General features: G+C 60.6%; 19 protein-coding genes. 13 read left to right on the top strand and 6 right to left on the bottom strand.

Annotated elements, in window-relative coordinates; translation table 11 throughout:
• Window positions 1-62: 62 nt before the first annotated feature.
• On the bottom strand, window positions 63-2165 hold the full coding sequence (locus tag ACI77D_RS01010) for a TonB-dependent receptor family protein (RefSeq protein WP_407015892.1): 2103 nt from the start codon (window positions 2163-2165) through the stop codon (window positions 63-65).
• Between the two features lie 173 nt (window positions 2166-2338).
• On the opposite strand from ACI77D_RS01010, the gene ACI77D_RS01005 reads away from it, so the two are divergent.
• The 9 genes from ACI77D_RS01005 (at window position 2339) to ACI77D_RS00965 (ending at window position 11394) form a co-directional block, all read left to right on the top strand.
• A complete protein-coding gene (locus tag ACI77D_RS01005; protein ID WP_407015891.1) occupies window positions 2339-2674 on the top strand; it encodes a YceK/YidQ family lipoprotein in 336 nt (111 codons plus the stop codon).
• 65 nt (window positions 2675-2739) lie between these two features.
• Window positions 2740-3096, top strand: coding sequence for a YceK/YidQ family lipoprotein (locus ACI77D_RS01000; RefSeq protein WP_407015890.1), 357 nt, complete (start codon window positions 2740-2742; stop codon window positions 3094-3096).
• 141 nt (window positions 3097-3237) lie between these two features.
• The gene (locus ACI77D_RS00995) at window positions 3238-4995 is read left to right on the top strand and encodes a carbamoyltransferase (protein WP_017138507.1); all 1758 of its coding nucleotides are present in this window, start codon (window positions 3238-3240) and stop codon (window positions 4993-4995) included.
• Window positions 4979-6109 carry a glycosyltransferase gene (locus ACI77D_RS00990; RefSeq protein ID WP_407015889.1) on the top strand — a complete coding sequence of 377 codons (1131 nt, stop codon included), beginning with the start codon at window positions 4979-4981 and terminating at the stop codon, window positions 6107-6109. Before ACI77D_RS00995 ends, ACI77D_RS00990 begins: the two co-directional genes overlap by 17 nt.
• A complete protein-coding gene (locus tag ACI77D_RS00985) occupies window positions 6109-7005 on the top strand; it encodes an antimicrobial resistance protein Mig-14 (protein ID WP_221293764.1) in 897 nt (298 codons plus the stop codon). The genes ACI77D_RS00990 and ACI77D_RS00985 overlap by 1 nt, the downstream gene beginning before the upstream one ends.
• The gene (locus ACI77D_RS00980) at window positions 7002-8417 is read left to right on the top strand and encodes a PIG-L family deacetylase (RefSeq protein ID WP_221293765.1); all 1416 of its coding nucleotides are present in this window, start codon (window positions 7002-7004) and stop codon (window positions 8415-8417) included. Before ACI77D_RS00985 ends, ACI77D_RS00980 begins: the two co-directional genes overlap by 4 nt.
• 60 nt (window positions 8418-8477) lie before the next feature.
• Entirely contained in the window at window positions 8478-9362 is an 885-nt protein-coding gene (locus tag ACI77D_RS00975; RefSeq protein WP_407015888.1) for a DUF6625 family protein, read from the top strand.
• On the top strand, window positions 9359-10513 hold the full coding sequence (locus tag ACI77D_RS00970; RefSeq protein WP_064450370.1) for a glycosyltransferase family 4 protein: 1155 nt from the start codon (window positions 9359-9361) through the stop codon (window positions 10511-10513). The genes ACI77D_RS00975 and ACI77D_RS00970 overlap by 4 nt, the downstream gene beginning before the upstream one ends.
• A complete protein-coding gene (locus ACI77D_RS00965) occupies window positions 10510-11394 on the top strand; it encodes a glycosyltransferase (protein ID WP_221293768.1) in 885 nt (294 codons plus the stop codon). The genes ACI77D_RS00970 and ACI77D_RS00965 overlap by 4 nt, the downstream gene beginning before the upstream one ends.
• Window positions 11395-11439: 45 nt before the next feature.
• On the opposite strand, the gene ACI77D_RS00960 is transcribed toward ACI77D_RS00965, so the two are convergent.
• Complete coding sequence (locus ACI77D_RS00960) at window positions 11440-13299, bottom strand: O-antigen ligase family protein (RefSeq protein ID WP_407015887.1); 1860 nt, start codon at window positions 13297-13299, stop codon at window positions 11440-11442.
• A 159-nt stretch (window positions 13300-13458) separates the two neighbouring features.
• Between ACI77D_RS00960 and msbA the strand changes: the two genes are divergently transcribed.
• The 3 genes from msbA to ACI77D_RS00945 all read left to right on the top strand — a co-directional run bounded on the left by msbA (window position 13459) and on the right by ACI77D_RS00945 (window position 17756).
• Window positions 13459-15264, top strand: coding sequence for a lipid A export permease/ATP-binding protein MsbA (msbA, locus tag ACI77D_RS00955; protein WP_221293770.1), 1806 nt, complete (start codon window positions 13459-13461; stop codon window positions 15262-15264).
• Between the two features lie 139 nt (window positions 15265-15403).
• Window positions 15404-16828: a bifunctional D-glycero-beta-D-manno-heptose-7-phosphate kinase/D-glycero-beta-D-manno-heptose 1-phosphate adenylyltransferase HldE gene (gene hldE, locus ACI77D_RS00950; RefSeq protein ID WP_064450374.1), complete on the top strand. Its 1425-nt coding sequence runs from the start codon at window positions 15404-15406 to the stop codon at window positions 16826-16828.
• Window positions 16821-17756 (top strand): NAD-dependent epimerase/dehydratase family protein, encoded by a 936-nt coding sequence (locus ACI77D_RS00945; RefSeq protein ID WP_407015886.1) that lies wholly within the window; start codon window positions 16821-16823, stop codon window positions 17754-17756. The genes hldE and ACI77D_RS00945 overlap by 8 nt, the downstream gene beginning before the upstream one ends.
• 122 nt (window positions 17757-17878) lie before the next feature.
• Here ACI77D_RS00945 and ACI77D_RS00940 read toward each other — a convergent pair whose 3' ends face one another.
• From ACI77D_RS00940 to ACI77D_RS00925, 4 genes are read right to left on the bottom strand one after another with little or no spacing between them, the layout of a single operon-like run.
• Window positions 17879-18847: a hypothetical protein gene (locus tag ACI77D_RS00940; RefSeq protein WP_064450376.1), complete on the bottom strand. Its 969-nt coding sequence runs from the start codon at window positions 18845-18847 to the stop codon at window positions 17879-17881.
• Window positions 18848-18888: 41 nt separating this feature from the next.
• Window positions 18889-19701 (bottom strand): aldo/keto reductase, encoded by an 813-nt coding sequence (locus tag ACI77D_RS00935; RefSeq protein ID WP_407015885.1) that lies wholly within the window; start codon window positions 19699-19701, stop codon window positions 18889-18891.
• Window positions 19698-20873 (bottom strand): NAD(P)/FAD-dependent oxidoreductase, encoded by a 1176-nt coding sequence (locus tag ACI77D_RS00930; RefSeq protein WP_407015884.1) that lies wholly within the window; start codon window positions 20871-20873, stop codon window positions 19698-19700. Before ACI77D_RS00930 ends, ACI77D_RS00935 begins: the two co-directional genes overlap by 4 nt.
• A 55-nt stretch (window positions 20874-20928) precedes the next feature.
• Window positions 20929-21264, bottom strand: a complete 336-nt coding sequence (locus ACI77D_RS00925; RefSeq protein WP_407015883.1) for a DMT family transporter — start codon at window positions 21262-21264, stop codon at window positions 20929-20931.
• A gap of 102 nt (window positions 21265-21366) precedes the next feature.
• Here ACI77D_RS00925 and ACI77D_RS00920 point away from each other — a divergent pair, with 102 nt between their 5' ends.
• Entirely contained in the window at window positions 21367-22257 is an 891-nt protein-coding gene (locus ACI77D_RS00920) for a LysR family transcriptional regulator (RefSeq protein WP_407015882.1), read from the top strand.
• Window positions 22258-22266: the final 9 nt, after the last annotated feature.

Here is a 22266-nt window from a genome sequence, read left to right as displayed (position 1 = left end):
GCGGTCAAGTGTGGGAGCGGGCTTGCCCGCGAAGGCGGCCGCTCAGGCGCTACATGACCTGATCAAAACTGGTATTCAGCCCCCGCACCCGCATACCACGACCGCCCCGGCGCCGCTTCGTAATAACGGAAGTTGCCGTCACCGACAATCACCGAGCCGACGTACTGGCGATCCAGCAAGTTATCCAGGCGCAGCGTCTGGTGGAAGGTCCAGTGCTCCACCTTCTGCTCGAAGCGTGCGCGCCAATTGAACACGCTGTAGCCCGGCGCGGCGTGTTGCTGGTTGGTGTCTTCGACGTAGACCTTGCTGCGGTACATGCCTTCAAGGGCGGTGCTGACCCAGTCGCGGGGTTTCCAGTTCAGCTCGGCAAACAGCGTGGTTTGCGGCACGCCGGGGAGGTAGTTGCCTTTGTTGATGGCAGTGTTGCCGCCGCTGACGAAGTCGCTGTCGTAAGTGGCTTGCAGGCGGGTGTAGGCGAGGTGCGTGCTCCACTGATCCGACAGCTGGCTTTCGATGCCCAGTTCGAAACCGCGGCGCAGGGTGCGGCCAGCGTTTTGATAGGTGGTACGACCGCCGCTGGATTGTTGCACGACCAGCTCGTCTTCAGTCGTGATCTGGAATACGGCAGCATTCAGGCGCGTGTCCTGGCCAATGCGTGCCTTCAGGCCGACTTCAATTTGCTTGCTGACCGACGGCTTGAGCGCGAAGTTGAAGCCGTTTGAAGTGCTGGAATACGCGGACTCCGCCTGGGTTGGAGTTTCGAAACCTTTGCCCGCGCTTACGTAACCGTGCAGGTCGGGCGTGAAGGCATACATCACGCTGACCGATGGCGTGTTCTTCTGATAAGTCTTGCTGCCGCTGTCATTGCCGTCACTCAGGAAGCGGTCGTCCACATCCATCTTCATGGTGCTGTGACGCAGACCTGCCTGCAGGGTCCAGTCGCCCAGCAGCCAGTTGGCTTGCACAAACGGGTCAAGGCTGGTGGCGGTGTCGATTTCATCGCGGCCCAACGCGCCTTTGACGCCGTGCACACCGTTGAGGGTGTTGGAATAGCCTTGGCGATCATCCTGGCTGCGGTCGTAATCAAGGCCGGCGATCAAGGTCAGGTCGCCGGGGGTGCTGGTGATGGGTTGCAGCCAGTGGACCGAGCCACCGTAGAATTTGCGGTCGAAAGCCACTACGCCGCCGCGAGCGTTTGCCGGGTTGAGTGCGCCACTGGCGAATGTGTCCGGAATCGACAAGTACTGAATCACACTCCGCCGCCCTGTATACGCATTCACCTGCAGCGTCGCATCACCGATGTAGCGCTCATAATTCATGCCTAATTGCTGATGGTCGATGCTTTTTCGCGTGTTGTATTGCAACGCGGCCGGCGCTACCGAACGCGGGTCGGCCTTGTACGCCGCCCAGGTTTGCCCCAGCGGGTCCTGCGTGCCGTTCTGCTCCAGGCTGCTGTAGATCAGCGCCAGCTTGCTGTCGTCATCCGGCTGGAAGTTAAGCTTGGCAAACGTCTGGTCACGGCGGGCGCTGCTGTGGTCGCGGTAGCCGTCGGTGTCCATGCGCGAGGCATCGAGCACGAAACCGGCGCCGTTCGCCGCGCCTTCGGCGGTTAGGTGGTTTTTGTTCAAGCCGTCGCTGCCCACCAGGGTTTCAGCGCCGATGCGTGGCGGGCCTTCGCCGTCGCGGGAAAACATCTGGATGACCCCGCCGGCATTGCTGCCATACAAGGTGGCTGCCGGGCCGCGCAAGACTTCGATGCGCTCGGCGGTATCGAGATTGAACGTGGCCGCCTGGCCCTGGCCGTCCGGGGTGCTGGCGGGGATGCCGTCGGCAATCAGCTTGATGCCGCGTACGCCAAACGCCGAGCGCGCGCCGAAGCCGCGTGAGGAAATCTGCAGGTCCTGCGCATAGTTCTGACGGTTCTGTACCACCAGCCCGGGCACGCGGGACAGGACTTCGGAGGCGTTGATGCCGAGTTGACCGTCGCTGATCTGTTCGCGGCTGATGCTGTCGACCGAGTAGGGCAGGTCAAAGGTCGGGTTGGCGCTGCGCGAGCCGGTGACGACGCTGGGGTCGAGGATCAGTGGTGCATCATCGGCCAGGGTGGTATCGCTCAGGGCAAGCAGGCAGGGCAGCAACGAGGTGAGGCGGGCAAAGGTTTTCATGGTCAGCCGGGATCTGTGGCGCATAGGACATAAACGCGCAAAAGGGCGCGAGTTTAGTGACTTGGTCAATTTTTTCCATTTCGGATTTTTCTCACGTAAGTTGTCGGCGCGCCGGGGGGGGGGGGGCCGATACCCCGGTGATAGTGTGGCTGACCGTTTGTGAGGGCCGCACTATGACAGTAAGCATTACGGTTGCACTGGGCGTTGCTGCACTGCTGTTGAGCGGTTGTGGAACCGTGAACAGCGTTATTCGCAAAGACGGTGACACCGCGCGTGAACTCAGGCTCATAAAAACCTATTGCCAATCCATACCCCGCGTTTACAGTGGGGTGGCCTTTGATTTTTGCTCGCTGCATGCGGCACCTGACCCGACCGGTATATTGATACCCTTCGTGTTGCTGGACATTGCCGTGTCCGGCGTTGCCGACACCGTTGTGTTGCCCTATACGATTTATCGACAGGCGAGTGACGGCAATATCAGTATCTATTGGCGCCCCGGCGGCTCTTGAGCGGGGCAGGTATAAGCACGTCGGCGTTGTCCGCATTCGCCCGTTCAAGACACAAGGAGTCATCCGTGAACCGTGTTTCTAATATTCTATTGGCGCTAACGCTCGTACTGCTCACTGGCTGCGGAACGATCAATACCGTCTTCCGCCCGGACGCGGTTGCCAGCCAGAACCTCAAGGAATCACGCAGTCACTGCGAAAACGTGCCGCGTATCTACAGCGGAGTTATCTACGGCTTTTGCACACTCAACGGCGAGCCCAAGCCTGACAAAAGCCTGAACGACCAAAGCTTCTCGGACCGTGCGGGCAATGCCTTCCCGATCATTGCCATCGAGGCGCTCGCCTCCGGCGTGGCGGACACGCTGGTGTTGCCCTACACGATCTACCGCCAGAGCAAAGACGGCAGCATCGAGATCTACCAGTAGCCCGCTTGCCGGTTGCCGCTAACAGCTTCCTACTGCTTTTAAGTTATAATCCCGCCCTTTAGCTGTTTCTCGCCCAGGCGGGAGGCACACTTTTTTCAGGCGCAACCCGCCTGTATGCAGACTAAAAGAGGCTAGACCCCTGTGGCATTGACGATTCTTGGCCTGTCCGGCGCCCTTAGCCATGATCCTTCCGCAGCGTTGTATATCGACGGCAAGCTGATCGCGGCCGCCGAAGAAGAGCGCTTCGTACGCGACAAACATGCAAAGAACCGCATGCCTTACGAATCGGCGAAGTTCTGCCTGGAACAAGCCGGCATTAAGCCTTCCGACGTTGACGTGGTGGCGATTCCCTTCGCGCCGATCAGCCTGTTCGGCGAGGCGCGCTGGCACTATGCCAAGCGTTACTGGTACGCCCCGGACCGCGCGCTCGACGCGATCCTGATGGGCAACCGTCGCTACAAGCGCTATCGCAACAAGATCGTCTGGTGCCTGGAGCAACTGGGCTTCGATCCGAAAAAAATCAAGATCGAGCCGGTTGAACACCACCTGGCCCACGCTTCCAGCGCCTACCACTGCTCGGGCTTCCAGGAAAAAACCGCGATCCTGGGCATCGACGGCAAGGGTGAGTACGCCACCACGTTCTTCGGCTACGGCGAAAACGGCAAGATCCACAAGATCAAGGAATTCTACGACCCGGACTCCCTGGGTGGCCTGTATGGCGCGATTACCGAGTTCCTCGGTTTCGAGATGCTCGACGGCGAGTTCAAGGTCATGGGCATGGCGCCATATGGCGATGCCAGCAAGTATGATTTCTCGCGCCTGGCCTCGTTTGAAAACGGCGAGCTGGTGATCAACACCGACTACGCCAACGTCATCGGTCTGCGCCGTTATAAAGAGAAGGGCAAGGGTTTCTACTTCTCGCCAAAACTGATCGAGTGGCTGGGTCCCAAGCGCGAAGGCGACATCGCCGACGAGCCTTACATCCACTACGCGGCCAGCATGCAAGCGCTGTTCGAAAAGCTGGCCCTGCAGATGATCGACCACTACCTGGGCGACATCCTCAAGGACACCGGCAAGCTGGCGTTCGCCGGCGGCTGCGCGCTGAACGTCAAGCTGAACCAGAAAATCATTGCCCGTGACGACGTCAAAGAGCTGTTCGTGCAGCCGGCGTCCGGCGATGCCGGCACCGCGGTTGGCGCGGCGGCCTATGTGTCCCACGCCCGTGGTGTACCGGTAGAGAAGATGGAACACGTCTATCTCGGCCCGTCCTACAGCAACGAAGACGTGATCGCTGCGTGCGCCAAACACGAAAGCAAGCCGGTGTGGCGCAAGATCGAAAACATGCCCAAGCGCATCGCCAAGATCATGGTCGACGGTAACCCGGTGGCCTGGTTCCAGGGCCGCATGGAGTTTGGCCCGCGTGCATTGGGCGGTCGTTCGATCATCGGTTGCCCGAGCGCCACCGGCGTGGCTGACCGCATCAACCACCAGATCAAGTTCCGCGAGCGCTGGAGGCCTTTCTGCCCGTCGATGCTCGACACCGTGGCCCCGCAGATGATCAAGGTCGATCACCCGGCGCCGTTCATGACCTTCACGTTTGAAGTGTCGGAAGAGTGGAAAACCCGCGTACCGGAAGTGGTCCATGAAGATGGCACCTCCCGCGCCCAGGTGCTCAAGCGCGAATACAACCCGCGCTACTACGACATGATGAAAGAGCTGGAAGTGCTGACCGGTAACGGCGTGTCGCTGAACACCTCGCTCAACCGCCGTGGCGAAGCGATGATCTGCTCGCCGACCGACGCGCTGAACATGTTCTTCGGCTCCGACCTGCAATACCTGATCATGGAAGACATCCTGGTCGTCAAAGACGGCGTGGACCCTTATGACTCGGTCGGCTGAGCGCCACGTCCTGCAGTTCTGCCACGGCTATGACGGGCCGTTTCTGGACTGCGCGCGGCAGTACGCCAGTTTGTTCGCAGGCACCGGCTACAAGGTGACCACGGTGTTTCTTACCGGGGCCGCCGACCCTGCGGTAGCCGCTGGTTGCGCATCCGATGAAGTGTTGTTCATGGAGTTCAGCTCCAAGGCCATTCGTGGCCTGAAGCTGGGCGCCATCCGTGAGTTGCGCAAGATCGCCGCGTCGCGCAACTTCAGTTTCTGCATCGCCCACCGGTTCAAGCCGATCTATATCGCCTTGCTCGGCACGCGCCTGCCGGTGATCGGCGTGCATCATGCGTTTGGTGACTATCAGCGCCGTAGCCGCAAGCTGCTCGCGTCGATTTTCAGCAAGCGCCTGAGCCTGCTCGGTGTGTCCGATGCGGTGCGCGATGATATGCGTCGCTGCCTGCCGGGCTGGCCTGCGGCGCGTATTCAGACGTTGTATAACCGCATCGATGTCGAGGCCATGCAAGCGCTGCAGGTGCCGGCCGATGAGGCGCGGGATGCCCTGGGGCTGTCACCGGATGAATGGGTGGTCGGCAACGTCGGTCGCCTGCATCCGGACAAGGACCAGGCTACCTTGCTCAAGGGCTTTGCCTTGGCGTTGCCACATTTGCCGGCGCAGAGTCGCCTGGCGATCCTCGGCACCGGGCGCCTGGAGAAAGACCTCAAGGCCCTGGCGCGGGAGCTGGGCATTGCCGACCAAGTGCTGTTCCTCGGCCAGGTGCCGGACGCACGCCGGTATTTTCGCGCGTTCGACGCCTTTGCCCTGAGCTCCGATCATGAGCCGTTCGGCATGGTGTTGCTGGAAGCCATGGTCGCCGGTGTGCCGTTGCTCGCCACGTCCTGCGGCGGCGCCCGGGAAGTGGTCGAGGGCGTGGGCATTCTGTTTCCGTTGGGTGATGCCGAGCACTTGGGCCAGGGCCTTCGGCACCTGGCGGCGATGGATCGTCAACAGCACCAGCTGTGTGCCGAGATGATGCTGGAACGCCTGCACCAACGGTTTTCTGACCAGGCGGTGCGCGATACTTTCTGGCAGTTGCCCCCCGTACTTGAATTGACCGCGAGGGCTTGATGCTCAATCGATTCCAAGGCTGGCGCGAGCGCGGCTGGTCCGTCGTTGACGCGCCGACCTACAGCGAAGCCTGGCAGCGTTTTGGTGGCAGTGTCGCCACGCATCCGCAGGTGGTCGAGCGTCTCGCCGGCTTGGCCGACATTCCCGTGCGCTATCTGGCATGGGAGCAGCGCGGCGAGCTCAAGGCCTGCATTGCGACCTGGGGACGCGACCTGGCGTTGTCCAAGGATGTTCTCAAACGGCATGGCAAGAAAGGCTTGTTCGACCTGGGTAACGCCGAGTTGATCCTGCCCGCCGCCGAGGATGCCCAAGCCGCGCTGCGCCATCGCGCGCGTTACCTGTCGGCCCTGAATGAGGGCCGCTTTGCAGGCCTCAAGCCGCAGGCCGAGCAACTGGCCATGGCGCGTACGCCGGAAGAGTTGTCGAAGAAGTTTCGCTATAACCAACGCCGCGAGTTGCGCCTGCTGGAAGAGGCGGGCGGTGTGGTGCGGCCGGTGCAGGCGTTCTCCAGCGCAGAGCTGTCGGCGATCTACTGCGACCTGTTTCAGCGCCGCTGGGGCTTTCCCGCCACGGGCGCCGAACGCATGGCACAGGTGATCGAGCTGCTGCGTGAGTGGCTGATCGGTTCGGTGATTTTCCTCAACGATGCGCCGATCGCCATTCAGTTGGTCTACCGCGTCGAAGCGCCGCAGTGGATCAGTGTCGAGTACATCAATGGCGGCGTGGACCCCGAAACCCGCGCCTTCAGCCCGGGCAGCGTATTGAGCTTCCTCAATACCCAAAGTGCCTGGGAGCAAGCGCGCGAAGCCGGCAAGCCATTGCGGTTTTCGTTTGGCCGTGCGGACCGCGAGTACAAGGACCGTTGGTGCAACCCCGTGCCGGTGTTCACGGTATGAGTGAGTCTACGAGCCGCAAGCAGGCGCTGCTCAAGCGCCATCGCCGCAATAAACGCATGGGTCTGTTGGTCAGTTTGCTGGTGTTGGTCGGCGTGGGTGTGCTGGTGGCCTGGTGGCTGCCGCTGCTGTTGGCAGTGCTGGCCTGGGTCGCCCATGAGGCCTGGTTTGCCGACCATCTGTTTTACTCGCCCAAGGACGACTACCAGTATCAGTTTGCAGCGGATACCGAGCAACCCAAGGTGGTGCTGAGCGAGGGCCGGCTGCTGTTGGGCGAAACCGTTGAGCTGTCGGGCGACGAGACGTTGATCCTCGCGCTGCGGCTCAAGAGCAGTGTGCTGGGCCGCTTTGTCGACCCGTTCATCGCGTTGCCCGACGGTGATCGCCAAGTATTCGAGCGCGGCGTCAATGGCCTGCGTTATCTGAACCTGACCGGCCAAACGCAAGCGCTGCTCGATGGGCAACTGCAGCTGCGTGGTCGGTTCTGTCGTGTGCAGGGCGTGCCTGTGTTGTCGGTATTCCGCCAGCCTGATGTGCGCCAGCAGCGGGTGATGGTGATTGCGCCCCATGCCGATGATGCCGAGCTTGCAGCTTTTGGCCTGTACAGTCAGGCGGCGCAACCCTGGATCGTGACGCTGACGGCCGGCGAGATTGAAGCCGAACACTATCAGCAAATGGGCTTGGGCAAGCCTGAGGCGGCACGGCTCAAGGGCCGTTTGCGTGCCTGGGACAGCATCGCCGTGCCGCGTTGGGCCGGGGTACCGCAAGAACACTCCGTTCAGCTTGGGTATTTTTGCCTGCAGTTGGCGGCGATGAAGGCCGAGCCGGATCGCGCAGTGGCTTCTCGAGAGGCCGAGCTGAGCGATATTCGTGTGTTTCGCCAATTCAACCCTTTCCCCTTGCCTGCCGACACCGACGGCCAGCCAACCTGGAACAATCTGTTGGCTGACCTGCGGGCCGTGCTGTTGATGGCGCGCCCTGAAGTCATCGTGTTGCCCCATCCGGTGCTTGACCCGCACCCTGACCATATCTGCGCCCAGCAGGCCGTATTGGAAGCCTTGCAGGGCCTGGAGTGGCAGCCGACCACTTTGCTCGGCTACGCCAACCATCTGCATGACAACGACCGCTGGCCTATGGGGGATTCGGGCAACGGTGTTGCTTTGCCGCCAGCCTTTGATTCCACTTACACTTTGTCGCCTTATTGCCTGCCGTTATCCCAAGACCGGCAATGTGACAAGGCGATGTCGTTGGGCATGATGCATGACCTGCAACCGAGGATGCCGTTCAAGCGGCGGGTGCGGCGTGTCATACAACGCCTGCTGGCGGGAAGAGCCGTTTCGCCGTGGGGTGAAAATGAGTTTTTCCGCAAGGCCGTCCGGCGGCATGAACTTTTTTGGTTCATCAAGCACAAGTAACGTTAAGCAACGAAGTGGCGTGCAGCACGTCCCAGTAAAAAAAATGACAGTGAGTCCCCAGTGATTAATCCATGCCCCCGCATCCTTTTTCTTATCCCGTACTTTGGTCACTGGCCATTCTGGATGCCGTTTTTTCTCGAAAGCTGCAGACGCAACGCGGACATCGACTGGTTGTTGTTCAGCGACTGTCCGATACCGGCCAACGTGCCGGACAACGTCCGGATTGAAAGTATTAGCTTTGCCGATTACTGCGCTTTGGTGTCACAGCGGTTGTACATCAACTTTGCGCCCCAGGCGCCGTACAAGCTGTGTGATATCAAGCCAGCGCTGGGGCACATTCATGCTGACCGCCTCAATGGCTACGATTTCTGGGCGTTTGGCGACCTGGACCTGATCTATGGCAACCTGCGCGAATACTTCACTGCCGATCGGTTGGCCGGCTATGACCTGTTCTCGACCCATGAGCGGCGGGTGGCCGGCCATTTGTGCCTGATGCGCAATACCGCCAAAAAGCGCCAAGTGTTCATGCAGATCAAGGATTGGGAAGCGCGCTTCACTGATCAGGAGCATCATGCCCTGGATGAAGGCGCGTTCAGCAGGATTTTCCTGTGGCGCAAGAATTTTCCGAAGCCGCTGTTCGAGCTGGTAGGCAAGCTCAACCCGTGGCGTCGGCGCAGTGAATTCACCGAGGCGTTCAGTACGCCGGGTGGTGCGATCAAATGGCACGACGGCAGTGATCGCTTCCCGCATCAATGGTTCTGGAATAATGGTCGCCTGACCAACGACAGGGATGGCGGTCGGGAGTTTCCGTATTTCCATTTTGTCTGCTGGAAGCGTAATCAGTGGCCGTTGCTGCCGGCGCCAGACGCCGAGTACATCGAGACGCTGGCCGCTGAAAAAACCTGGGTTGTTGATGCCACAGGTTTCCATCGAGGAGAGTTATGAGTCGGCGTCTCAAGGTCCTGCAATTGCAGCCTGACTACAATGTTAAATCCCATGATTTTGCCGACCTGGCCGAACAGATCGTCAAGGCATTGCCTGCGGACCGCTATGAAGTCACCGCCGCCTTTTTGCGTGGCCGGCCTGGGCCTGCGGACCCGGTCAGTCGCGCCGCCACGTCCGTTTACTTTGAGTTTTCCGACAAGTCGCTCAAGGGCTTGAGACTGCGCGCCATGTGGCGGCTGTATCAGTTTTGCCGCAAGGAAAAATTTGACGTCGTGGTGTGCAACCGCTTCAAGCCGGTCAACATGATGTTGCAGCTGAACCGTTGGTTGAAGATCCCGTTGTGCATCGGCATCTCCCACGGTTTTGGCGAGTACGACCGCCTTTACCGACGCAAGCAGGCCCAGCGCTGGATCGACGAGCACTGGCGTTTTGTTGGCGTGTCGCCAGCGGTCAAGCAGTACCTGCTGGACTGCAAGTGCGGGTTTACCGACCGCAATACCTACGCCATTACCAATGCCATCGACATCGAGCAGGCCGAAGGCTTGCAGCATTCGCGTGAACGCGCGCGCGAGTTGCTGGGCATCGACCCTTCGGTTCGGTTGATCGGCGCCTTGGGGCGACTGGTGCCGGTGAAGGGCCACACCTATTTGTTGCAGGCATTTGCGGCGCTTAAAGACCGATACCCTTCGGCGCAGCTCGCCATCATTGGAGCCGGGCGCGAAGAGTCCAACCTGGCCGCGCAAATCAACAGCCTCGGTCTGGCGGGTCGTGTGCATTTGCTGGGCTTCAAGGAAAATGCCCTGCAATACGTACGCGCCTTTGATATCTGGGCGATGCCTTCGCTGGCAGAAGGCTTGGGCCTGGCACTGCTGGAAGGCATGAGCGGTCGCCTGCCAGTGATCGCCTCAAGCGTACCGGCCATGCTGCCGCTGATTGAAGGCGCGGGTGGCCTGGCCGTGGAGCCGGCCAACGTGCCCGAGCTGACCCAGGCGCTGGACACCTACCTGGCGCTGTCCGATGAAGCGCTCGCGCAGAAAGGCGAGCAGGCTTATCAGTACCTTCAGGCGCAGCACGACATTGAGGTGTTCCGCCAGGAATACCTGGAACTGATTGATTCAGGATTGGCTCAAGCACGCAGGAACAATGTATGAACCAGAGTCAGCCCTTGGTCACGGTGATCATCGCGTCTTACAACCATGCGCCCTACATTGAGGAAAGCATCCTCAGCGTCCTGAACCAGACGTATCCCAACATCGAGCTGTTGGTGATTGACGATGGGTCGACAGACGACAGTGTCGAGCGCATTCGTCGATTGCAGGAACACCATGCCTTCGACTTTCGTGTCCAGCAGAATCAAGGGCTGACCAATACGCTCAATGGCGCGATTGCACGCTCTCAAGGCCCGCTGATTGTGCCGTTCGGCTCCGACGACATCATGTTGCCGGAGCGCATAGCGACCCAGGTGGCCTATATGGATGGCAAGCCTGAGGTGGGTATCTGTGCCGGTAATATCGAGCTGATCGACTCCAACGGCGAGCTGTTTCCCGAGAAGCGCCAGCGCCGGGATGTGCCTTTTCGGCGCCTGGACTTCGACGATATGTTTCTGGAGCGCAAACCCTACCCGCCAGCGCCCACGCTGATGATCCGGCGCGAGGCGCTGGAAAAGGTCGGTGGGTTCGACCCGCAGATTCGCCTGGAAGACTTGTTGATCGAGCTGAAGATTACCCGCGCCGGGTACTTCATCGACGGTTTGAACGTGGTGATGGCGCGCTACCGCAAGCACGCTACCAACTCGTACAAGAATCATCGATTCATGATCGACAACATCCTGCGTTCCTACGCGCTGTTCAGTGACCACCCGCAATATGACGAGGTGCGTTACAAGTTCCTAAGCTCCATGTTCCTCAAGACGTCCAATCGCAATCGTGCATTGGCGCGAGAACTGTTGGCGCAGATTCCGTTTCGTGCCTGGAACAAGAAAACCTGGCGCGGCCTTGGCCGACTGTACTTTTCCCCGCTGGAAAAAGACTGATACCGCGTGAGTGCGCCCCGTTTCAGGGGCGCACCGGGCTCGCCTTCAGGTGGCAGGGCGAGCGAGTGTGAGGACCTGCTCGCGGATTTTCAGCGTGGCTTGCGGCGATGCGACCGACGCATACCCGTTGGCCAGCTGTTCGAAGTGGGTTTCGAACAACCAGTTGCGGTCCTGCGAATAGCGTTGCATATGCTTCAAGTTGCGCTGGCGCAGCGTGTTGCGCAGCGCTGACGGAAAGATGCGCATGTCTGCCACGTCAATCAGGCCGAACTCACCGTCCTCCAAGAGCAGCACATTGCCCAAATGCAGGGAGCGGAAGTACACACCGCGTTCGTGCAACTGAGCCATAAACCGGCCGAACCGTTCAATCAGCGATTCACGCAGGCTGCTGTCCAGGCTTTGCAGGGCCTGACGCAGCGTCAGGCCGGGCAGCGGCCGATAGTGCACGGCGCTGCTGCCATCCTGCAGATAATACAGATCAAGGATGGCCGGTGATGCAACGCCTAGCCGTCGCAGTTGTTCGCTGTTGCTGACAAAGCGTTCCGAATAGGGGTTGAACATGCCGGAGGTGTACCAGCGGCGGGCCCGGAACAGCTTGAGGAAGCTACCATCCTGCAGGCGCAGGACTTTCGGCCCAAGACCATCTTCCTCGATGACATCAGCGCCGCTGCGCAGTGCTTCAAACGCCTGCTGCTTGGGCGTTTGCACCGGCATGCGCAGCAGGCTGCCACGACGTTTGGCGATGCTCAGTCCGGCGATCAGGGCCAGGGGGATCCACAGCAGGAACCAGTGCTCCTTGGGCCGCGACAGGATGCCACCGCCTTCAGTCAGGCCGGCGCCGATGCCGTAGGCCAGCAGGGCGGAAGTCATTAGGAACAGCGGCTGTGCCCGCTCTTTAAAGCCTTTGTACAGGCCCCAGCCAAGCATAAAGATCCACGGGATAAAGCCGATGATGCCGACATAATAGAGCACGCCGAGCGCAAAGCTGTGGGGTTCCATCAGCTCGACACCGTCCACGATCAGGGACAATTCGGAGTCGTAGCTGTGTCCGATGAAGGGGTGCTCGGCGATACGCTGCAGCGTCATGCCCCACAACTCAAAGCGGTACGAACTGCCACGCTCGGTAATTGCTTCGGGATAAAACAGCAGAAGCGCCGCAGCCCCCAGCACGAGGGTTGCAATCATCAGTGCCGAGCGGCGATTGCGGCTGACAAAGGCGATCCACACGGCGGCCAGCGTCAGCGCAACCAGCGGCGTGCGGGAGCCGGTGGCCAGGATCGCTAACGTCATGATCGCCAGTGCAGGCGCACTGAAGCACAGCACGCGAAGGCGCTGGGTGGTGATGCAGATATAGAGCCAATAGACGCAGAAAAAGCCGAAGAGGTGGGAGCTGAGCAGTGGGTTGTCGAGGGCACCGCGGCCCCCGATCATGCGCATGCTCAGGCCGGGCTCGAAGCCTTTGGCGAATGCCACCAGGTTGCACAGGCACACCACCAGCGCGATCACGGCGGCACTGAAGAATATCGGCTTGAACAGCTCTTTGCGGTAATGCAGCAGCAGCCCGCAGCCGGCAAACAGCATGAACGTTTGCAGTGGCACCTTGTACAGGTTGGAGTCGCCGGTAGGTTCCGGGCTCCACAACACGGTGGTCAGCGCCCAGGCGCAAAACGCCAGGAACGCGACGATCAGGGGTTCACGCAACAGCTCCTTGATTTCCCGAGGGCGCAAGCACAGCAGGAACAAGGTCGGCACACTGAAAAAACCGTAGTAGAACCGGTGCATGACATTGCGATTGGTGACGTAGAACAGCGAACTCAGGAGCAACAACAAGCCAATGGGCAAAATCCATAGGACCAGGAAGTCGAAAACGCGATTTGAGCCGTAGGCAAGGCGCTTGGAGTGCATACAGAAAAGCCATTCCAGAATTGAGAAAGCCGACCATCTTAAAGTAGTCGCTATGTAATGTCGTCGGTTGGATCCAACCGGGCCGTGGGTTATACCGGGTGCAAGTACAACAGAGAAGCTGTGCTAAAGTCAGCCTCCTTTTTCAAAACGCCGCGTGATATGACCGACTCCAGTCCGAGCGCAAGCCCTTCGAGCTTGAAAATATACTTCCGCCTGCTCATGTACGTTAAGCCCTATGCCGGCTTGTTCGCGCTGAGTATCGTTGGATTTCTGATTTTCGCGTCGACCCAGCCCATGCTGGGGTACATCCTCAAGTACTTCGTCGACGGCCTATCCAACCCGGAAGCGGTGCTGTTCCCCAACGTACCGTTCCTGCGCGACCTGCAATTGCTGCAAGCCGTGCCTTTATTGATCATTCTGATCGCGGCCTGGCAGGGCCTGGGTTCGTTCCTGGGCAACTACCTGCTGGCCAAGGTCTCCCTGGGCCTGGTCCACGACCTGCGCGTGCAGTTATTCAATAACCTGCTGACGCTGCCCAACCGCTACTTCGATAACCACAACTCCGGGCATCTGATTTCCCGCATCACCTTTAACGTGACCATGGTCACGGGTGCGGCGACCGATGCCATCAAGGTGGTGATTCGCGAAGGCATGACGGTGATCTTCCTGTTTGCCTCACTGCTGTTCATGAACTGGCGCTTGACGCTGGTGATGATCGCCATCCTGCCGCTGATTGCGGTGATGGTCAGCACGGCCAGCAAGAAATTCCGCAAGCAGAGCAAGAAGATCCAAGTGGCCATGGGCGACGTGACCCACGTGGCTTCCGAAACCATTCAGGGTTACCGCGTGGTGCGCAGCTTCGGCGGCGAAGTCTACGAAGAGAAGCGCTTCTTCAAGGCCAGCCAGGGCAACACCGACAAGCAGCTGCGCATGACCCGCACCGGGGCGATCTACACGCCGTTGCTGCAACTGGTGATCTACACCGCCATGGCCGTGCTGATGTTCCTGGTGCTTTACCTTCGCGGCGATGCGTCTGCTGGCGACATGGTTGCCTACATCACCTTGGCCGGCCTGTTACCCAAGCCGATCCGTCAACTCTCGGAAGTCAGCTCGACCATCCAGAAAGGCGTGGCGGGTGCTGAAAGCATTTTCGAACAGTTGGACGAAGAGAAGGAAGTCGACCGCGGCACCGTCGAACGCGACAAGGTCAGCGGCCGCCTGGACGTACGTAACCTGAACTTCACCTACCCCGGCACCGAACGCCATGTGCTCAAGGACATCAGCTTTACGGCCGAACCTGGGCAGATGATCGCTCTGGTGGGCCGCTCCGGCAGCGGCAAGTCGACCCTGGCCAGCCTGATCCCGCGGTTCTACCACCATGAAAGCGGCGAAATCCTGCTCGACGGTGTAGAGATCGAAGATTACAAACTGCTCAACCTGCGCAGGCACATTGCCCAGGTGACCCAGCATGTCACCCTGTTCAGCGACACCGTGACCAACAACATCGCCTACGGCGACCTGGCCGGTGCGCCACGGGCAGACGTTGAAGCGGCGGCGGCGGATGCCTATGCCAAGGACTTCATCGACCAGTTGCCCAAAGGCTTCGATACCCAGGTGGGCGAAAACGGCGTGCTGTTGTCCGGCGGCCAACGCCAGCGCCTGGCAATCGCCCGGGCCTTGCTCAAGAATGCGCCGCTGCTGATTCTCGACGAGGCCACCTCGGCCCTCGACACCGAATCCGAGCGGCACATTCAGGCGGCTCTGGACAAGGTCATGCAGGGCCGCACGACCCTGGTGATTGCGCACCGCTTGTCCACTATCGAGAAGGCCGACCTGATCCTGGTGATGGACGACGGCCGGATTGTCGAGCGCGGTACCCACGCCGAATTGCTCAAGCAGAACGGCTATTACGCGCGCCTGCATGCTATGGGCCTGGACGCGCCGGTGTCTGCCGACATCACCTAAAACCCGGTGGGCGCGGGCTTGCCCGCGATAGCGCATCCCTGGCAGGCCTGCCACACAATCTTCTGTCACGCCCTCCACAAGCCGCCTGTAACCCTGTGCTAATATCGCGCCCCTGTTCATTTTGTATGTGGGTTGCTCCATGAAGTTGTCCATGCCGCGATTCGATCAAGCCCCTGTCTTGGTGGTCGGCGATGTCATGCTCGACCGTTACTGGCATGGCGGTACCTCACGGATTTCCCCTGAGGCACCGGTACCGGTAGTCAAGGTCGAGCAAATCGAAGACCGTCCAGGTGGCGCTGCCAACGTTGCCCTCAATATTGCCGCCCTCGGCGCACCGGCCTCCCTGGTGGGTGTAACCGGCGACGACGAAGCCGCCGACAGCCTGGCCAACAGCCTGCGCGGTGCAGGCGTGCGCGCGCTGTTCCAGCGCATTGCCCATCAGCCGACCATCGTCAAGCTGCGGGTCATGAGCCGTCACCAGCAATTGCTGCGTATCGATTTCGAAGAACCCTTCGCCACCGACGCCCTGGCCCTGAGCGGTCAGGTTGACGCGTTGCTCGAAGGCATCAAGGTGCTGGTCCTGTCCGACTACGGCAAAGGCGCCCTGAAGAATCATCAAGTGCTTATCCAGGCCGCCAAGGCCCGCAACATCCCGGTGCTGGCCGATCCCAAGGGCAAGGACTTCTCGATTTATCGGGGCGCCAGCCTGATCACGCCAAACCTCAGCGAGTTCGAAGCCATCGTCGGCGGTTGCGCCGATGAGCACGAACTGGTGACCAAGGGCGCCGCGCTGATGGCCGACCTCGACCTGGGTGCCTTGCTGGTCACCCGTGGTGAGCACGGCATGACCCTGCTGCGCCCGGGCCACCCGGCGATGCACCTGCCGGCGCGGGCCCGTGAAGTGTTCGATGTCACCGGTGCCGGTGATACGGTGATTTCCACCCTGGCGGCGTCCATTGCGGCCGGTGAAGAATTGCCCCACGCCGTGGCCCTGGCCAATCTGGCGGCGGGTATTGTGGTCGGCAAACTGGGTACCGCTGCCATCAGCGCACCTGAGTTGCGCCGGGCGATCCAGCGTTCCGAAGGCTCGGAGCGTGGCGTGCTGAGTCTCGAACAATTGCTGCTGGCGATTGACGATGCCCGTGCCCACAAAGAAAGCATTGTGTTCACTAACGGTTGCTTCGACATCCTGCATGCCGGTCACGTGACTTACCTGGAACAGGCGCGCGCTCAAGGCGATCGCCTGATCGTCGCCGTCAATGACGACGCCTCGGTCAGCCGCTTGAAAGGCCCGGGCCGTCCGATCAACAGTGTCGACCGACGCATGGCCGTATTGGCCGGTTTGGGGGCTGTGGACTGGGTGATCAGCTTCTCTGAAGGCACCCCGGAAAACCTGTTGGCCCAAGTCAAGCCAGACGTGCTGGTCAAGGGCGGCGACTACTCCGTTGATCAAGTCGTGGGCGCAGACATCGTCAGCGCTTACGGCGGTACGGTCAAAGTGCTGGGGCTGGTTGAAAACAGCTCGACCACGGCCATTGTCGAGAAGATCCGCAACAATGAGTAACGCAGATAAGTGGGTCCTTATCACCGGTGGTGCCGGCTTCATCGGCTCGCACCTGGTCGATGCATTGCTCGCAAAAGGCTACGCCGTGCGGGTGCTTGATGACCTGTCCACCGGCAAGCGCAGCAATGTGCCCTTGGACAACCCGCGCGTACAGCTGATTGAAGGTGATGTCGCCAACGCCGAACTGGTGGCGCAAGCCGCCGTCGGCGCCACGGCGGTGGTGCACTTGGCGGCAGTGGCTTCCGTGCAAGCTTCGGTGGATGACCCGGTCAGCACGCACCAGAGCAATTTTGTCGGCACCTTGAATGTCTGCGAAGCCATGCGCAAGGCCGGTGTGAAGCGTGTGGTGTTTGCTTCCAGCGCTGCGGTGTATGGCAACAATGGCGAGGGCGCTTCGATTGACGAAGAGACCACCAAGGCTCCGCTGACGCCTTACGCGTCGGACAAATTGGCCGGTGAGCATTACTTCGATTTCTACCGCCGCCAGCATGGTCTGGAACCGGTGATTTTTCGCTTCTTCAATATCTTCGGGCCACGCCAGGACCCTTCATCGCCGTACTCAGGCGTGATCAGTATCTTCAGCGAGCGCGTGCAACAGGGTGTGCCGATCAGCGTGTTTGGCGATGGCGAGCAAACCCGCGATTTCATGTACGTGGAAGACCTGGTGGATGTGTTGGTACAGGCCATTGAAGCGCCTGAGGCACCGTTGGGTGCGATCAACGTCGGCTGGAACCGCACCACCACGCTCAAGCAGGTATTGCAGGCACTGGAAGAGGTGGTGGGGCAGTTGCCGGTAATCACCTACGGGCCGGCGCGTTCGGGGGATATTCGGCATTCGCGGGCCAACAACCAGCGGTTGCTGGCCAGTTTCACGCTGCCTGAGCCAACCCCGTTGAAGGTCGGCCTGGAGCGGCTACTAAACAGCTGAACACAATCAACTGTGGGAGCGGGCTTGCTCGCGAATGCGGCGTGTCAGTCAGTACATGTGTAACTGATGCACCGCGTTCGCGAGCAAGCCCGCTCCCACATTGATCTGCTTCGTTTTTGAGTTCAGCGGCTGGCCTTTTTCTTCGGCACGATCTTGCGCAGCATCTGCCGGGCCTTGCCGGTCAAGCGCTTGAGCTTCGATTCTTTTTCCGGCTCCGCCAGGCCTTGCTGCCTGACCCAATCCTTCCAGCGAATTCGCTCGTCGCGCACCAGCCAACCCTCCTGCTGGGCGAAACTTTCCGCCAGGTACAAGCCTCGCGTACTGGCCGGGTAAAGCTGGTCTTTCTTGACGGTGTACAGCTCTGCAAGCGGCTGGCCATCTTTCAAGGGCATCAGGTACAGGTCGGGCCGCTGGCGGTCCAGGCGCGCCACTAGTTGGTCGCCTTCAAGCCGTTCATCCACATGGAACAGGCTAAGGGACTTGGCTTCCTTCGGCACTTCCAGGCGCAGGTCGTAAATCAATTGCAGCGACGCTGTGGGCAGGTGCACGTAAGCGCGTGGGCGTTCGATCAATTGCGTGGTCGCGCAGCGCACCGGGCGTGCGGCACCGGACAAAGGGCTCAAGCGAAACGGCAAGGCTTCACGGTAATGCAAGGCCGCAGAGTAGGGTGCCGGCAGCCAGGTGTCATTGAAGCGCCCGCCCAGCCAGCCCTCGGGAGTTTCCAGCAGGCACTCTTCGGCAATTTCCTGAATGGCAGTGTGCAGCGGCAGGTTCAGTTCGTGGGCGGGGACGTAGCCGGAGATCAGTTTGAGCACCACATCGCCACGGTCCTGGCGGCGTTGGCGCACCAGCACCCAGTAATCCTTGTTCTGCCAGTGCAGGGTCAGGCGCACCGACACGCCGAGGTTCGCCAGCTCGAGGGCGAAACGCTCGGGGTCAGCCACCTCCACCGGCTTGCGCCGTTGCAGGGTCTGGGCAAAGTTGAGCGGCATGCCCACGCTCTGGTAGCTCAGGCCTTCGGGGGTGGCTTCGACGTGCAGCGGCAGTGTTTTAAAGTTGCTGGGGTTTTTTCTAATGAGCGTACGCGGCATGTCGGCTCCTTTTTGCGACGGTGTCGGCCGCGTCGGCGGCATCAGAGTTGACGAATGACTTGGGCAGCGGTCGCCACGTTATGGGCCAGGTGCAGCGGATTAATGGTCCCGACAATAGCACTGGCGACACCCGTTTGCGCAAACAACAACATGAAACTGGCGCGAATTGGATCCATTCCAGACGCAAGACACACATGGCCGCTGGCCAGGGCCTTTTTCACCAGGATGCCTTTGCCATGGGCCGCCGCATAATCAATCACGGCTTTCTCGGCTTGTTCGTTCAGATTGTAGGTGACCATCGCGCAATCACCCTGTTCCAGAGCCTTCATACCGCCTTCGACAGTTTTGCCGGAGAAGCCGAAACCGCGAATCTTGCCCTCTTTTTTCAGCTCCGCCAGGGTCTGGTACACCTCGCAATCGTTGAGGATATGCAGGTCGTTACCATCGGAATGCACCAGCACCAGGTCAATAAAATCCGTTTCAAGTCTTTTCAAGCTGCGCTCAATCGACAGGCGCGTATGGGCGGCACTGAAGTCATGACGGGACACGCCATCGGCAAATTCTTCGCCGACCTTGCTGACAATCACCCAATCCTTGCGCTGGCCGCGTAACAGCGGCCCCAGGCGTTCTTCGCTGCGGCCATAGGCGGGGGCGGTGTCGATCAGGTTGATGCCCAGCTGTTGGGCTTGGCGCAATAACATCCGTGCTTCGTCGTCGTTGGGAATCTGGAAGCCGTTGGGGTATTTCACCCCCTGGTCGCGGCCCAGCTTGACGGTGCCCAGGCCCAGTGGCGACACCAGCAGGCCGGTGTTGCCCAGTGGGCGATGCAGGTCGTGCAGGGTTGGCAGGCTCATGGCAACAGGTGCTCCCAGGCAGGTTGGCCGAGGGCCGGTTTTGGCAGGTCGGGCAGGGTTTCGCTGGCGCTAGGGCGGATGCCGTCGCGCTCCAGGGCGTTGAGCACGCGATCAGCGAAGTCCGGCGCCAACGCCAGCTTGGTCGGCCAGCCCACCAGCAGGCGGCCTTGTTCGGCGAGGAAGGCGTTGTCGGGGCGGGTCAGGCCCGATTGCAGTGGCTCGGCGCGATCAACCCGCAGCGTGGCCCACTGGGTCTGGCTCATGTCGATCCACGGCAGTAATTGCGCCAGCTCTTTTTGCGCGGTGGCGATCTGTTCTTCAGGCGTGCGTGCGACGCCGTCCGCCTCGGCGATATCGCCGCCCATGTACCACACCCAATCGCCATCGGCAGCCGGGTGAGTGGTGACGGTGATGCGCGGTTTGGTGCCGCCGCCCAGGCAGTGCGCATACAACGGCTTCAGGCCCGGGCCTTTGGCGATAATCATATGTAGCGGGCGCGTTTGCATGGCGGGTTGGCTGAGGCCCAAAGAGGTCAGCAGATCAGCGGTGCCACCCCCGGCACTCAGCACGATGCGCTGGGCGCGGATCTCGCGGCCATCGACCTTCAACCCCGCGAGCGTGTCGCCGTCCAGCAGCGGTTCGATGTGCTGCCCGGCGAGCAAGCCATCACCGGCCAGTTGGGCCAGGCGTTCGATCAGGCTTGGCACGTCCACCACCAGTTCCGCCAGGCGATAGACCTTGCCCTTGAAGCGTCGGTCCTGCAGGGCCGGGGGCAAGTCGTCGCCTTTGACCTGATCGACACGGCCACGCACGGCCTTGCTGGCGAAGAAGCTGGTGAGGTTGCCGGCAAGTGTGCCGGGGGACCAAAGGTAATGGGCTTCGGACAGCAAGCGTACGCCGGACAAGTCCAGCTCGCCGTGACCGGCCAAGGCTTCGCGCCAGCGTCGCGGCATGTCGGCAATTGCTTCGGATGCGCCGGTGAGGGCGCCGTGCAGGGCGTACTTCGCACCGCCGTGGATGATCCCCTGGGACTTCACGCTTTGCCCGCCACCCAGTGTGGCGCTTTCCACCAGCACCGTGGAAAACCCCTGGCGGCGCAGGCGCGCGTTAAGCCAGAGGCCGGCAACTCCGGCGCCGACAATCAGAACGTCGGTGGAAATAACGGATGGCATCGGCGACCTCAGTGTTCAAGACAAGAGGCGCAGTATACAGGCTGTTGAGTGGCGGTCAGTGCCCGGCGGTTTTCGAGAACAGTTGAATGACCACCACACCCAGCACAATCAGGCCCATCCCGAGTATCGCCGGGACATCAAGCTTTTGCCCGTAGATAAACAGCGCCGCGATGCTGACCATCACGATGCCCATGCCGGCCCAGACCGCATACGCCACGCCCACCGGTACAGTGCGCACCACCAGGGTCAGCATCCAGAACGCAATGCTGTAGCCGATGATGACCAGTGCCAGCGGCAGAGGCGTACTCCAGCCCTTGATGGCTTTCATGGAAACGGTTGCAACCACTTCCGAGCAAATGGCAATGGCCAGATAAATGTAGGCGGCATTCATGGGGTAGTCCTCGATGTGTTGCAGGCTTGTTTAGGTCGGCATTCTAACGCTTCAGAAGATGAGATAAAGTCATTACCTATCCGAATTAAAGATGGGCTAGCCATGAGCATGCAGTGGAATCTGGAGCAGATGCGCCTGTTTGTGAGCGTCGCCGAGCAGCGTTCGTTTTCGGCTGTAGCGCGCGGCGAGCGCAAGGCGCAATCGGCGGTGAGCAACGCAATTGCCTTGTTGGAGGCTGATTTGGGGCTCAGCCTGTTTGAGCGTAGCAGCGGCCGCCAGCCGCGCCTGACCGAAGCCGGCAGCGTATTGCTGGAGGAGGCACGCGAGGTGCTGCGCCAGTGCGAACGGCTCAATGGCCGGGCGCTGTCACTGACGCGCGGCGAGGAAGCCTGTCTGCGCCTGGCCCAGGATGAAGCCATGTTGTACCAGCCGGTACTCGATAGCCTTGAGGCGCTTGCCGTGCAATTTCCACTCCTGGAAGTGCAGCTGTCCAGCGCCGCGCAAGGCGATGTGGCGCGCAAGCTGGTGGAGCGTAAAGCCGACCTGGGCCTGTTGTTCTATCACGACCAGATGCCCGAGGCCCTTGAGCGTCGGGTGGTGGGCAGTGTGGAAATGGTCACGGTGTGCGGCGTGAACCACCCGTTGGCCAGGGACGAGTATGTGGACTGCCAGCGCCTGGCGCAGTATCGCCAGTTGCTGATGTCGACCCAGACCAGTGTCTACCCCGGCAGCGAAGCCGCCAGCCCGCTGGTGTGGCGTGCCGACAGTTTCTACGTGTTGGCCGAATGGCTGATGAGTGGCCTGGGCTGGGCCTGGTTGCCTCGGCATATCGTGCAGTACCCGACCTACCACCAACAAATGGTGGAATTGAACAGCGAATGGACGCCGCCCGCGCTGGTGGTGGAACTGGTCTGGCGTCGTGACGAGCACCTCGGCCCTGCAGCGCGTTTCCTGACTGAACGATTTGCCGAGTGCTTGCAGGCGATTGACTGAAAAAGCCGA

The sequence above is a fragment of the Pseudomonas sp. O39 genome (assembly GCF_045447295.1).
Lineage (GTDB): Bacteria > Pseudomonadota > Gammaproteobacteria > Pseudomonadales > Pseudomonadaceae > Aquipseudomonas > Aquipseudomonas antarctica_A.
The sequence above is the reverse complement of the archived record's forward strand: the minus strand, read 5'-3'. Positions and strand labels throughout refer to the sequence as shown.